At 58.5% G+C, this 13,467-nt stretch carries 10 protein-coding genes; 5 read left to right on the top strand and 5 right to left on the bottom strand.

Annotation, left to right across the window (positions count from 1 at the left end; genetic code table 11):
• Window positions 1-243: 243 nt before the first annotated feature.
• Window positions 244-408 (bottom strand): hypothetical protein, encoded by a 165-nt coding sequence (locus T370_RS24765; protein ID WP_005029027.1) that lies wholly within the window; start codon window positions 406-408, stop codon window positions 244-246.
• Window positions 409-459: 51 nt separating this feature from the next.
• Between T370_RS24765 and T370_RS0102360 the strand changes: the two genes are divergently transcribed.
• Complete coding sequence (locus tag T370_RS0102360) at window positions 460-1,413, top strand: magnesium transporter CorA family protein (protein WP_005029025.1); 954 nt, start codon at window positions 460-462, stop codon at window positions 1,411-1,413.
• A gap of 60 nt (window positions 1,414-1,473) precedes the next feature.
• Here T370_RS0102360 and T370_RS0102355 read toward each other — a convergent pair whose 3' ends face one another.
• Window positions 1,474-2,100, bottom strand: coding sequence for a LysE family translocator (locus T370_RS0102355; RefSeq protein ID WP_005029024.1), 627 nt, complete (start codon window positions 2,098-2,100; stop codon window positions 1,474-1,476).
• Between the two features lie 198 nt (window positions 2,101-2,298).
• Here T370_RS0102355 and T370_RS0102350 point away from each other — a divergent pair, with 198 nt between their 5' ends.
• Entirely contained in the window at window positions 2,299-2,541 is a 243-nt protein-coding gene (locus T370_RS0102350; RefSeq protein WP_005029022.1) for a hypothetical protein, read from the top strand.
• A gap of 74 nt (window positions 2,542-2,615) precedes the next feature.
• Here T370_RS0102350 and T370_RS0102345 read toward each other — a convergent pair whose 3' ends face one another.
• Window positions 2,616-5,651, bottom strand: a complete 3,036-nt coding sequence (locus T370_RS0102345; RefSeq protein WP_081847454.1) for an EAL domain-containing protein — start codon at window positions 5,649-5,651, stop codon at window positions 2,616-2,618.
• A 942-nt stretch (window positions 5,652-6,593) separates the two neighbouring features.
• Between T370_RS0102345 and T370_RS0102340 the strand changes: the two genes are divergently transcribed.
• Both T370_RS0102340 and T370_RS0102335 read left to right on the top strand, forming a co-directional pair.
• Window positions 6,594-7,025, top strand: a complete 432-nt coding sequence (locus T370_RS0102340; RefSeq protein WP_029434600.1) for a hypothetical protein — start codon at window positions 6,594-6,596, stop codon at window positions 7,023-7,025.
• Window positions 7,026-7,479: 454 nt separating this feature from the next.
• Window positions 7,480-9,291, top strand: a complete 1,812-nt coding sequence (locus tag T370_RS0102335; RefSeq protein ID WP_005029012.1) for a carbon starvation CstA family protein — start codon at window positions 7,480-7,482, stop codon at window positions 9,289-9,291.
• Between the two features lie 246 nt (window positions 9,292-9,537).
• Here T370_RS0102335 and T370_RS0102330 read toward each other — a convergent pair whose 3' ends face one another.
• Window positions 9,538-9,747 carry a hypothetical protein gene (locus tag T370_RS0102330; RefSeq protein WP_005029009.1) on the bottom strand — a complete coding sequence of 70 codons (210 nt, stop codon included), beginning with the start codon at window positions 9,745-9,747 and terminating at the stop codon, window positions 9,538-9,540.
• Window positions 9,748-9,950: 203 nt separating this feature from the next.
• Window positions 9,951-10,919 (bottom strand): alpha/beta hydrolase, encoded by a 969-nt coding sequence (locus tag T370_RS0102325; protein ID WP_029434599.1) that lies wholly within the window; start codon window positions 10,917-10,919, stop codon window positions 9,951-9,953.
• A gap of 427 nt (window positions 10,920-11,346) precedes the next feature.
• Here T370_RS0102325 and T370_RS0102320 point away from each other — a divergent pair, with 427 nt between their 5' ends.
• Window positions 11,347-13,239, top strand: a complete 1,893-nt coding sequence (locus T370_RS0102320) for an ATP-binding protein (protein WP_029434598.1) — start codon at window positions 11,347-11,349, stop codon at window positions 13,237-13,239.
• The last annotated feature ends 228 nt before the right edge of the window (window positions 13,240-13,467 follow it).

Here is a 13,467-nt window from a genome sequence, read left to right as displayed (position 1 = left end):
ACGAGCCGCGTTACGCCCCCGGAACGTCCGCAGATCGTCGAGGACAGAATCGGATAGAGTGATCATAAGTATCGCCTCACTGTTGGATTGATGCCGGAACGGCCCGGCGGGGCCCTTCCGGTTTCGCCGCCAGCATATACGGAATGCGCCCCGTTGGAAAGAAGCGGACTGAGGGCAGGGCCCCCGCCTCGGCAGCCGGGCGAAAGCCGGAAGAAATGTTTCTTCACCCTACCCGGCTCTTTTTCAGCAAAATACGGTGTCCCCCTTCCCGCCGACGCAGGTTCCGGCTTTGCCCATCTCCGCGAACGGCTCCACGGGCACGTTGCGCCGCCCACATCCGCCCATGCGCAACAAGGCGACGCGCACTCCCTCCGCCTCCCCTTCCGTAATGTCTCTAGGAGACTTCACCTCCGCTCTGGGATACCATCATCCAAGAAGAACCGGATCAGGAGGACGGCAATGAAACAACACGCCATAACGCTGGCACACGGCACCTATACGGAATTGAAAGACACGGAAGGCGCCAAGGGAACGGAAGACAAGCTGCTCTGGCTGGACATTCAGGGAACCAGCGAGGAGCTGACCCATTTTCTCAAGGAGCGGCAAATCCCGCCGTTCCTGAGGCGGCGCGTCCTGTCTTCGCAACGGTTCCCGTCGGTGTTTTCAGGGAACGACTATGTGCTCCTCAGCGTCCCGGCCCGCAAAACATGGGTGCAGAAACGGTCCGTCTCCATCACGTTCATCCTGTTCGCGCAGGAGGTCATCACCCTCTGCCGTGACGAAGGCTACAATTTCGACGGGGAACGCAAACAGCTCGCGGAAGGCGACACCGCCAGCATCCGCTCCGCCTCGGACCTGCTCATCGCCCTGCTCGACAGCCTCGTGGAAACGAATATCTGCAACTTCATCGAAGCCCGCTCCCAGACCGAGAACCTTTCACTGCATGTGGACAACGCCTCGGGCAAAATCTCCGAGCAGACCATCCTCGACACCCGCCGCCAGATCAACCACCTCGTCAACCAGTTCGAGGATTTCTTCTATGGCCTTGCCGATCTGCACGCGCTCACGCCCCACGCCATGCTCTCCGACGCCGTGCGCGAAAAGCTCCGGGACATCCGGGACGCCCAGAACCACCTCGCCAAGAATGCGCTCCGGCTGGTGACCCGGCTTTCCGAGCTGCTCCAGCACTGCCAGTTCGTACTCCAGCAGCAAACCGACCAACGCCTGCGCCAGCTCACGGTCCTCTCCGCGATCTTCATGCCGCTCACGCTGATCACCGGCGTTTATGGGATGAATTTCGCCTATATGCCCGAAACGGGCTGGCGATACGGCTATTATGCAACGCTGGCGGGCATGGTCTGGCTCGCCATTTTCCTGTGGATTACCCTCAAACGGAAAGGCTGGTTCCGGTGAGGCCCGCTGGCGGAATCCGCCCTCGGAGCCGCCTCCGCCTGACGCGGGATATTGCGGAAATCAACGTGAAGCAAAGGCCAGCATGAGCGCAAGCCCCAGAAAGATGCATCCGGCAATACGGTTCATAAGCATTTGCGCGCGATCGGAACGGTTGAACCATGTCGCCATCCTGCCCCCGAGCGCGGCGATGGCCGTAAAGACGATGAGGCAGGCCAGCTCATACAGGCCGCCGAGCGACAGGATCTGGAGCGTCGGGTGGCCCCGTTCCGGCTCCACGAACTGCGGCAGCACCGCAAGGCAGAACAGCGTCACCTTGGGGTTGGTGATGTTGGAGAGGAACCCCCGCCGATAGAGCGTGCCGTATCCGGGGAACAAAGACTGTGTGAGGAAGGCCCGGAACACCCCGGACCGGAAGGATTGCCACGCGAGGTACAACAGGTAGGCCGCGCCGAGGAACTTCAACGCCGTGAACGCGGCCTCCGAGGTCTGGAACAGGACGGCCACGCCGAGCGCGACGGCCAGCGTGTGCCCGAGCAGCCCGGTCATAAGGCCAAGCGTCGTGAGCACACCGGCCCGCATCCCGTACAATGAGGACTGAGTCAGCACGATGATGACGTCCGGCCCCGGCGTCATAGCCATCAGCAGGGATGCCACAAAAAACGCACACGTCGTTTCGAAAGAAAGCATACGACCTCCGCAGGCGTTGCTCTACCGGAAAGCACCGGGAGATTCAATCCGGGGAGGACGCGGAAAACGGGACAGCACCGGACAAGAGGACATGCCCGAAGGCCGCCTTTTCCGCAAGCGCCTTGCCGACGGCACCAATGCCGCGTAGCGTATGCCCAGACCGGACAACGGACGCCCGGCGAACAAGGGAGACCCTCCATGCTCGGGCTCATGCACGATCATCCGTATGTGTTTACGCCGACCATCGCCAAGATCATGCTCCCCGTATGGGTATGCCTTCTTGTGTCCACCGTGCGGGCCATTCGCCGCGACATGAAAAAGGAAAAAGCCGGAGACCTTTCCAAGGAAGAAACCGACGAACGGATGGGAATCAACGCCCTTGTCCTGTTTTTCAGCTTCGCCTTCACCGTGGGATGCCTCGCCGCCCTGACCTCCTTCTGATCCCGCCTCTTCCGCAGGAGGCACACTCCGAGACATCCAACCCCGGACATAAGGGCCTTTCCCGGCCCCGTCCGTTACGGCATCAGGAAATCGCGTTCGAAAACGTCCGGAGGCACGGGCTTCCCGAACAAGAACCCCTGTATGAAATCAAGCCCCATCGACCGCACGCGGTCGAATTCCTCCTCGCGCTCGACGCCCTCCAGACAGACCTTGATGTTCACGTCATGACAGAGCGCCACCACAAAATGGATGAACGTGGCGTCGAACTGGCTGGTCAGGATGTCGCGGACAAAAGTCCTGTCGATCTTGACCACATCCGCAGGGGAATTCTTGAGCATGCCGAGCGAAGAATAGCCCGTGCCGAAATCATCCATGGCTATACGGATGCCGAGGTTTCGGATGCTCTCGAACACAGCCCTGATACGGGCATTTTCACGGATCATGCAGCTTTCCGTAAATTCAACCGTCAGATTCGCGGGGGACAGATCCAGCCGCTCCAACGTGTTGTTGATAAACGGAACCATGCTGTTTGAAACGACTTGCAAGTATGAAAGATTGATACTGATTTTAAAATCAGGGCGGCTTTTCGTCCATGCCTTGCACTGTGCTGCGGCCTCCCGGAATACCCACCTGCCGAAGGGGATGATGAGCCCGCTCTGCTCCAACAGGGGGATAAACTCGCCGGGGGACACGGGGCCGTACTTCGTGCACGTCCAGCGGGCCAGCGCTTCCGCGCCCACCACATGCCGCGTATCCACGGCTATCTGCGGCTGATAGACAAGCTCAAACCCTTCGAACTGCCGCTCGATGCTCTCGCGCAGCAATTCCACCAACTCCAGCGAACGCATTTCCTGTTCGAGGATGGCGCGGCTGAAAAAGACGATCCGGTTTCTGCCGAGCTTTTTGGCGTACTTCAGCGAATGGCTGGCATACTCCGACAATTCCGTATAGCCTGAGGCGTCCTCGGGATAGCTCGCGCTGCCCGCCGAGATGGTGCAAAAATACTTCTTGCCGTCGTATTCCTGCTGGGAACGGAAGCTTTCCGAAAGGGAGCGGTACAGCTCCATCATTTCAAACCGTTCCCCACTCACCGTGATGCCGAATTCGTCACCGTCCAAGCGGTATACCGAAGCCGAAAGCGGGAGCATCCCCTGAATCCGCTGGCCGATCACGCGCAGGATCTCATCCCCGAAGCTTTTGCCATACAATTCGTTGATATGCTTGAAGCCATCCAGACCGAGGACGAGCAGATGCAGGGGATGCTCGGGCCGCTTCTCCAGCATGGACTCGATGTCCTCTTCGAATTTCAGCTTGTTGAACAGCCCGGTCACGTGATCGATTTTGTTTTTCTGGCCCAGATTGGTGATGAACCCGGCGAACAGGCTCGGCTCGCCGTCCCCATCGCGCTCCAGATAGCCCCGGCAGCGGACCCAGATCCACTCGCCCTTACGGTTTTTTGCCCGGTACTCAACGCAATGGAAGTCGGACCGCCCGTCAGCGATGATCTGATTGGCCTCCATGAAAGCGGCCTTGTCGTCCGGGTGTACCTTGCTTCCCCAGACGGCGGCGGCATTTTCCACGATGGACTGCGGGAGGCCGAACTCCTCCACCATCGACGGCGAGTAACGGAATATTCCGGTCTTCATGTTGGAAACAAAGATATAAGAATCGGTGCTTTTCACCAGCGCATTGTACAGGCGCAGCGAATCGTACTCGAGAGCTTCCGGGGGGATATCCCCAACCCCTTGTTTCTCTTGAAGCAGCCGTTCCGCTTTGCGGATATGGGCACGTTTCTTTTGCTCATACATGCTTTCGTCGGCTTTTGAGAGTACCTCGGTCACCGTCATCCCGCACCCCGGCATCACCTTGAAACAGCCGAAACTGAACTCCAGCGAATAGGGGAGGCCAAGCTGTTCCCGCCGTGCCTTCAGCCGTTCCAGCACGCCCGCCACCAGCCCGTCCACGGCGTGGCGGTTGGTATTGTGGAACAGGACGACGAACTCGTCCCCGCTGAGCCGGAAGCACATGTCCGGCGCGTGCAAGCTCCGCTGCATCTCCTGCGCGATGGTGCGCAATGCACGGTCGCCTTCCCCATGGCCGTATACATCGTTGACTTCCTTGAGCCTGTCCAAATCGAACATCCCCACGATCAAGGAAGATTCTTCCCTGTCGAGGCGTACCAGCGCGTCGGCAAGCGCGGCCTTCCCCGCCCTGCGGTTCAAAAGCCCGGTCAGTTCGTCGTAGTTCGCCTCCTTGTGCAGGCGGAGGGAATCCGTAATATCCACAGACTGCTGCAAGTGTACGAGGGAACCGTCCGTCCAGCGCATCAGGCTGTCGCTGTTGTCATAGATCCGCCACGTCAGCGTGTTCCGCTCCTCCCACCGAAAGACCTGATTCTGATTCGCGTCGGCCATGAGCCTGTCCACAGGGCAGAACGGGCAGCGCCCGTTCATCCCGGATTGCAGCACCTGCCAGCAGATCTTCCCCTCGGGATGTTCCAGCTTGAAAACATCCTTCATGAATTTATTCATATACAGGATGGCGTCCGTGTGGGGATCGGTGACGTACAAACCGACTTTCACCTGATCCATCGCCGCGTTGAGCACGCCGATATGAAACGATTGCTGTTCGCAATGTGCTTTTCCCGCGAAGAAAAACCCGAGCATGGCGCACACAAGCCGTAAAAAATCCCGCTCCCGATCCGGCCACTCCGTTTCTCCGGACTCCCTGCCGACAAACAGCAAGCCGAGCGCATCGGCGTCGCAAGCAATGGGCAACGCCAGCCAGTTGAGCTTTCCGGCCGTTTCCTCCGGGAACAACGCGGCGAGCGCCTCCTCCGAAAACGGGGTATCAAACGCCTTGGGGAACTCTTTTCCGTTAAAGGCACGGAGCATCAGCGCTTCGGGCAGATGCGGCGTCCCGCTCCAGCACGCCGTCTCGCACACGCCTTTTTTCCCTTCCATGCGGACGATCGCCAGCGCATCCAAGGGCAGGATGCCGCCGAGCGCCCGGACAAAAAAAGGCAACAGTTCCTGAAGGGGATTGCCGTACTGAAAAAACGGCTTGGCGCTCTCCAGAAATGCGAATACGGCTGTACACATCTGTTCCATGCTCTATACCTTGTTGTTATCTTCTCGATGCAGCGGCCAGCTTCCCTCCCCTGAGAAATCGGCACGCTCATCCGACGGGGCTCCGCGCTGATACGGGTTCCTTACGCCGTTATTCTACGTGTTCAAAAATCATTAGTCTAGACGGAAAAGTTGTTTTGTTACGATATGTCATGGGCGCCATACAAGAAACTTCCGGATGCCGCCTTTCCCCGCAACACGGACACCATCCTCCCCTTGCATGTCATCCCTCCGGAGGAAGCGTTGCCCGGAAAACCGTTGAGGATGACATCGTTGCTACATGGAGACACAAGAACTGTTCGTATCAACCCCTCCTAACAGCCCAACATTTCTTTATTTTTACAAAGAGAAACGGAGCGCCGCAAACAGAGGCAGCGGAGGGGAACTGAAAGGAGGCTGTCGGTCTTTTTTTCATGCAAAAGAACGGCATGGAACCCATCCAGCAATGTAAATGCATTTTGCAATCCATACAATGCGTAATATGTATGAATGTCGATATCCAATAGCCAACGCAGCACAAACGTTGTAAGTCCAATAAAGGGACACCCTCCGGAGAATCCGTACCTGATTTTCACCGCACGGAAAAAAGAAACAGGCATTTTGATGCCGTATTCGTGTCTTTTTCGTATATTACGAGAACATTTTTCCGCTTTTGCAATACGCTGTCTACCTGAAGCATTGTTTCCGCTCTTTTTTCGTATTCAAAACGCTAAAAAACTTTTTTATAACGTTTTCGAAATATCAGAAACCGTTTCTTTGAGAATCCGCCTGTAAGCAACCCACAATTTGTGCGATCCGATGAGAAAACATCCCTTTCCCGTGAGAAAGGCGCTTCAACATCTCATTGACAATCATTCCTGACGAGATTACCGATTGTTCCAAACAGTACAAAGTCGGCAGACACAAGAACACGGGATACGGAATATGTACGCCAGCCAAAGAAACAGCCTCTCACCCACATGGCACATGCTGCTCATGGGTCTGATGAGTGTTATCCTGTTCTTTGGCGGATTGCTTACGTCCAATGATCGCCCCGTGCCCATCGTCGACAACCTCCCCAACGAAGGCTTGTTGCGTCCCACGTCATTGCTGCCGTGGGAGTCCGTTGAGCTGTCCGAAACGCGCCTCTTGTTCCGGCACGAGGAAATGCAGGAGGTCAAGAGCCCGCAGCGCCTGAACCAGCCCACACAGCACAACCTTCTGGCGCGCCATCACGGTTTCCAGCCGTTCGCGTCGGCCTTGCCCACGCCCGCCTTTGCCGAACGGATTCTCCCCGCCTACGAAAAGGCCTTCCTCCCCTATGCGGGATGGGACGGCCCCGTCTCCTTCGCCCTGCCCCCTCCCCTGCTCGCCTGACCGCGACGCGACGCCTCCCAGACCGGCCGATCTTCCCGCCGTCCCGTGCTGACGGGCGAGCTCCTCTGAAAGGGAGTTTCTCCCCACCTGCGCCCCAAAAGAGGCAGCAGGCTCCGGCGAAACGACGACGGAGAGGCGGCTCCACGCCCCCGGTTTGCCCGACGCCGCGCCTATGCGCCCTCTGACTGTTTGATCCTGCAAACAGGTCTCCGGGTGCGGACAGCGCTCGCGGAGCTTTTCCCACAACAAAAGACAACACCGATCCATATGCCGCGGGCGAGGGGCCCGCGGGACGCATCCCGACGGATGCAACAGGGGAACCGTTTCCCTTGAATTCATATATGAGGACCGCTCCTGAGCGATGCCGGACGGCACACGGGAGAGGGGTTAGAGGATACGATCGCGGCGGACGCCCGATCGCCGTATGTGCCACCTTCACCAACAGAGGTTTCGTATGAACGCTCTTACGGTGGTTTTCGCAGCCTTGTGTATCTTTGCGATAGGGTATCGTTTTTACGGCCTGTTCATTGCAAACAAGGTGCTGAACCTGAATGACGCCCGTGTGACGCCGGCCGTCAAGTACTCCGACGGCCACGACTATGTGGATACCAACAAGTACGTGCTCTTCGGGCACCATTTCGCCGCCATCGCCGCAGCCGGCCCCCTGCTCGGACCCGTGCTGGCCGCCCAGTTCGGCTACATGCCCGGCCTGCTCTGGATTCTCATCGGCTGCGTGCTCGCGGGCGGCGTGCACGATATGGTCGTGCTGTTCGCCTCGGTGCGGCACCGGGGGCAGAGCCTCGCCTACATCGCCTCACAGGAAATCGACAAGACGACCGGCTCCGTAGCGGCGTGGGCCGTGCTTGCCATCCTCCTGCTGACGCTGGCGGGCCTGTCCATCGCCGTGGTCAACGCCATGCACAACAGCCTGTGGTCCACCTACACCGTGGCCGCGACCATCCCGATCGCCATCATCATGGGCCTGTACATGCAGATCTGGCGCAAGGGCGATGTGCTCGGCGCCTCCATCATCGGCGTGGTCCTGCTTGCCCTGTGCATCCTGACCGGGCCTTATGTCGCCGCCCATCCTGAAACATTCGGCTGGCTCGACATCGACAAGAAGCCCATGTCCATCCTGATCCCGGTGTACGGCTTCGCCGCGTCGGTCCTGCCCGTGTGGATGCTGCTCCTGCCGCGCGACTACCTGTCCACCTTCCTGAAGATCGGCACCATCGGCGCGCTGGCCCTCGGCATCGTGTTCGTCATGCCCGACTTCAACATGCCCGCGTTCACCGAATTCACCAAGGGCGGCGGCCCCATCGTCGGCGGCCCGGTGATTCCGTTCATCTTCATCACCATCGCCTGCGGCGCGCTCTCCGGCTTCCACGCCACCATCGGCACGGGCACCACGCCCAAGATGATCGGCAAGGAACGCGACGTGCTGTTCGTCGGTTACGGCGCCATGCTCGTTGAAGGCTTCGTGGCCATCATGGCCCTGATCGCCGCCTGCGTGCTCGTGCCCGCCGACTACTTCGCCATCAACGCCCCGGCCGACAAGTTCGCGGCGCTCGGCATGTCCGTCGTCGACCTGCCCACGCTGGAAAAGGAGGTGGCCGAAAGCCTGATGCACCGCCCCGGCGGTTCCGTGTCCCTCGCCGTGGGCATGGCCCACATCTTCGGCCAGATCCCGTGGATGGCCCACCTCATGAGCTACTGGTACCACTTCGCCATCATGTTTGAAGCGGTATTCATCCTGACCGCCGTGGACGCCGGCACCCGCGTTGGCCGTTTCTTCCTGCAGGAAATGATCGGCAAGGTCATCCCCAAGTTCGGCGACAAGAACTGGTGGCCCGGCATCGTCGTGACCAGCTTCCTGTTCACGGGCGCGTGGGGCTATCTCGTCTACACCGGCGACATTTCCAGCATCTGGCCCCTGTTCGGCATCAGCAACCAGCTCCTCGCCTCGGTGACGCTGCTCATCGGCACGACCATGCTGCTGCGCATGAACAAGACCAAGTACGCGTGGATCACCGCCGCCCCCGGCATCTTCATGACCTTCATCACCTTCTGGGCGGGCATCTGGCTGATCATGTACCAGTACATCCCCACCCAGAAGTACCTGCTTGCCTCGCTGAGCGTGCTGGTCATGGTCATGATGGGCTTCGTCATCATCGGTACGCTGCGCCGCTGGTCCGTCCTGTTGAAGGAAACCAAGATCGTGCGCGACCCCTATGGCGATGAAGTGAAGGAAATCGTACAAGAATAAAGAGAGCCGGAGAAGGAACCCTCATCCCAAAGGATCCGGTTCCTTCTCCCCTCCCTCTCCAAAGCATTTCGTAGAAGAGGGCAGCAGCGCGGCGTACAACCCGCCGCGCGGAGAGATTCCCCACAAAAATCCCTCGTGGCGTTCACGTCACGAGGGATTTTTGTGTAGCCGAAACGGACTCGCGGAGAGCCTCCCCGCGAAGGTCGGAGCGCCCTTCCGAGGACGCCGGAATCCGGAAGCGGCAAGCTATTCCTTCATATTGGTCATATACCTGTTCCAGAGGCGGACAGCCGCGGTCTTGGACACGGACCACTGGGTCGGGGCCTTCTCGCAGGGGCATTCCACACGCCACAAATCCGCTGTCCGTCCTTCTGGCCTGCACGAAACCAAGTGGGGTTTTTCGTTCTTGCAGTGGGAACAGGGAAGCATTTCCAAAAGTTCGTCTTGTTCAACCATAAAAACGGCTCCTCATCAGACCTTTCTTCCGTCCGAGAGCGCCCGGAAAAGAAGAAGCAGTAACCGCCCCTAAAATAGCTATGAACGGAGGGCCTGTCCAGAGACGGAAGGCGCACAGGGAAAGGCGCCCGCAACATTTCCGTTACGGGCGCCTCATTCCGGCGGCCGATGGGCTCCGGCCGGGGGCACAGCCGTCACTCGAATCAGTGCAACATTTTCTTGAGCGCGGCGGCGGCCTGCGCCACGGCGGCGCGTGTCGGCGTCGTTTCCGCAAGGGCGTTCAGCATCATAAAATCATGATGCGTGTTGTTGTAACGCACGCAGGCCACATGCACTCCGGCCTCGATCAGCTTGCGGGCGTAGGCCTCGCCCTCATCGCGCAGCACGTCGTTTTCCGCCGTGATGATCATGGCCGGGGGAAGCCCGGCGAGCTGTTCCGGCGTGGCCCTCAACGGGGAGGCGGTGATCTCGCCGCGGCGGCGCGCGTCCGGGGCATAGGCATCCCAGAACCATTTCATGGCTTCGCGGGTCAGCCAAGGGCCCTCGGCGAAGGTACGGTACGATTCCGTATCGAAGTTGGCATCCGTCACCGGGTACAGCAGAAGCTGGAACGCAATCTCCGGCCCTTTCCGCTCTTTGGCGAGCAGCGTCATCACCGTGGCCATGTTGCCGCCCACACTGTCCCCCGCCACGGCGATCCGGCTCGGATCCAAACCGTAGGCGTCGGCATGTTCAATAATATAGAGCATGGCGGCATAAGCCTGTTCGAGCGGTACGGGATATTGGGCCTCGGGCGACGGCGTGTAGTTCGGATAGACCACGGCGGCCTTGGCTCCTTTGGCAAGCTCGCGCACCAGACGATCATGCGTATCCTTGTCCCCCAGGATCCAGCCGCCGCCGTGGAAGTAAAAAACGATCGGCAGCTTTCCGCCAGCCCCTTCGGGCCGGATGAACCGGGTTGGGACCTTACCCGTGGGCCCTACGGGCAAATCTTCGTCATGCATGTCCATCGCGAGTTTCTTGATCGGTTTGGCCTGCGCGTCCGCCAGAATCCTTCGGGCGGCCTGGGGCGGAAGGGTATACAGAGGCGGATTGTTTTCAGCGGTGATGGCGTCGACAAACGCTTTCGTCGCCTTCGTCAGATGAGGCGAACGGGAAGATGCTGCGGGCATAAGGGACTCCTTGCAGGGAATGATAAAAAGGTGTTGTCCAGCCCCTCCTCGTAGAAATAAACGATATGCCATTCGGAGGGTTACACGCAGAGTAGTGCCCAGCGGCATAGACGGCAATGAGAAGCGTGCCGGGAAGCGGATCAAGATTTTCTTTTCGCAAAAAATAGGGGATTTCAGACGATGCGGCAAAAATACCGCTTGCAAAGTGCTGCTTCTTGCCCTTGGCAATACGTAACGATCATATCCGTTCCGTCCGATATGCCATCCATGCCATTTATCGTATTCAATGTTATTTACAATAAAATGTTAAATAAAACAGAACACTCTATTCTTTATTCCGCCTTGATCTGATGGGAAGGTGGACATACAATAAAAAAGATTTTTCAAACAATAGAAGGCATCCGCCTTTCACAGCTAGGAAAAACAGATGATTGCTCTACGCTGGCATGTGCTGCGACTTCCTCTCCTGTTGAGCTTGCTCTGGTGCCTTCTGCTCTTCGCGCTTTTTCAATGGACCGTGCAGCGTGAAGATGAAAATGCCACAGAGCTGGCGCAGATCCAGACCAGGACCCTCTTTTCCAGCATCGTGAATACACGCGGCTGGAATGCCGACCGGGGCGGCGTCTGGGCCACCGAACAGCCCAATTGCCAGCCCAACCCGTGGCTTCCCGAAGATCAGCGCACGCTCCTCACCGCGGACGGGCGGCGGCTTGTCAGGTTCAATCCAGCCTATATGACCCGGCAAATCGCGGAACGCTTCCAGTCCAAGACGATGAACTTCCATATTTGCGGCTTGTCCCCCAAACGCCCGCAAAACCGCCCCGACCAATGGGAAACGAGTGCCCTGCTCGACTTCGATGCGGGAAAGACCGAGCGGTTTCAGCTTGTTCCGGGACGGAGGGGTGCGTATTACCGTTATATGGCACCGCTGCGGGCGGAGGAAAGCTGCCTGCAATGCCATCAGAGAAACAAAATCGGGGACGTGCTCGGCGGCATCAGCGTATCCATTTCCGCCTTTCCCATCCTTGCCTCGGTTGAGCAACGCAACAGTATGGTTGGGCTGACATTCGGCTTGATCGGGTTTATCGGCGTGCTCGGCATCGGCGGAGCCACGTTCCAAATCAACCGCAAAAAAGAGCAGGCCGAAGAAGCCAATCGGGCCAAAAGCGTTTTCTTGTCACGCATGTCCCATGATATCCGCACGCCCATGAGCGCCATCATAGGCCTGACCGCAATCGCCAAAAAGAACGCCGGCGATCCTGAACGCCTCAACGAATGCATAGACAAAATAGCCCTCGCCTCCCAGTTCCAGCTTTCCTTGGTCAATGACATCCTTGACGTTTCCAAAATCGAAAGCGGCAAGATGCAATTGGCCTCAGAACCATTTGATCTTGCTGGGATCATTGACGATGTGACGCTGTTCACCTCCAGCAGCGCCACAGCCAAGGGCATTGTTTTCGAAACGTCCGTCGATCCCCGCGTCGGACGGATGTATGTCGGCGATCCCATGCGGCTCAAGCAGATACTGATGAACCTTTTATCCAACGCCCTTAAATTCGTGGATGAAAACGGGAAAGTGACCCTCCGCGTCGAATCGTTACGGCGTACGGGGCGGCAGGAGACTGTGCGCTTCATCGTCTCAGACAACGGGATCGGCATGAGCAATGCCTTCCAGAAACGGATGTTCCTCCCCTTCGAGCAAGATGCCGCCCCCCGGCGGAAAAGGTCGGGGAGCGGGCTGGGGCTTGCCATTATCGGCAACCTGACTGCTTTGATGGGAGGCTCCATCGCTGTGGACAGCGAACTGGGCAAGGGAACGCGCTTCACCGTGGATATCCCTCTGGAGCGCACCGAAACGGCAGAAAAACACGATACAGCCGGAGAAAACGCGGAGGAGCGCTGTCTCTTCCGTGGAGAGACGCTCCTCCTTGCCGAAGATGACGGATTGAATGCTGAAGTCCTTGAAAATCTGCTTGGCTACATAAACCTGAGGGTCGTCCACGCCGAGAACGGCAAGGTGGCCGTGGACCTGTTTGAGCGTTCCGCTCCGGGGGAATACGCCGCGATCCTCATGGATATACAAATGCCGATCATGGATGGCCTTGACGCGGCCCGGACCATCCGTGCGCTGCCCCGTGAAGACGCCGCCAGCATCCCCATTTTCGCACTGTCCGCCAGCGTCTTTGCGGAAGACGTCGAGCGCTCCCTGTGTTCCGGTATGAATGGGCATTTGGGCAAGCCTGTGGACATCGAGCAGATCTGTTCCATGCTCCAGACGTGGCTGTACCCGCAGCAAACGGATACCCAGGAACAAGCTTAGCGCGGACGGGGTGTTCCGCTATGAACGGACAGCCTTCCCGCCTCAAGGGAGGGCTGTTTCTCCATGCGGTTCTTGGGAAACCGCCCAAGAGCCTTCCCCTATGAGAGCACATTCACATGCAGCAGGTTCCATAATGAATCGGGCAGCGTTCCGTACGCTGCCATGCGCTGGCGGATATGTGATACAACTAGCCTCCCGTATATGCGGGTTCCAATCCCGTTCCCTCGG

Source organism: Bilophila wadsworthia ATCC 49260 (assembly GCF_000701705.1).
GTDB classification, from domain to species: Bacteria; Desulfobacterota; Desulfovibrionia; order Desulfovibrionales; family Desulfovibrionaceae; genus Bilophila; species Bilophila wadsworthia.
This window is presented reverse-complemented; position numbering and strand designations above follow the sequence as displayed.

Excerpts from the sequence above, each read along its gene's own strand:
- T370_RS0102360 (WP_005029025.1), top strand. The coding sequence starts at position 460 with ATGAAACAACACGCCATAACGCTGGCACACGGCACCTATACGGAATTG.
- T370_RS0102355 (WP_005029024.1), bottom strand. The coding sequence starts at position 2,100 with ATGCTTTCTTTCGAAACGACGTGTGCGTTTTTTGTGGCATCCCTGCTG.
- T370_RS0102350 (WP_005029022.1), top strand. The coding sequence starts at position 2,299 with ATGCTCGGGCTCATGCACGATCATCCGTATGTGTTTACGCCGACCATC.
- T370_RS0102345 (WP_081847454.1), bottom strand. The coding sequence starts at position 5,651 with ATGGAACAGATGTGTACAGCCGTATTCGCATTTCTGGAGAGCGCCAAG.
- T370_RS0102340 (WP_029434600.1), top strand. The coding sequence starts at position 6,594 with ATGTACGCCAGCCAAAGAAACAGCCTCTCACCCACATGGCACATGCTG.
- T370_RS0102335 (WP_005029012.1), top strand. The coding sequence starts at position 7,480 with ATGAACGCTCTTACGGTGGTTTTCGCAGCCTTGTGTATCTTTGCGATA.
- T370_RS0102330 (WP_005029009.1), bottom strand. The coding sequence starts at position 9,747 with ATGGTTGAACAAGACGAACTTTTGGAAATGCTTCCCTGTTCCCACTGC.
- T370_RS0102325 (WP_029434599.1), bottom strand. The coding sequence starts at position 10,919 with ATGCCCGCAGCATCTTCCCGTTCGCCTCATCTGACGAAGGCGACGAAA.
- T370_RS0102320 (WP_029434598.1), top strand. The coding sequence starts at position 11,347 with ATGATTGCTCTACGCTGGCATGTGCTGCGACTTCCTCTCCTGTTGAGC.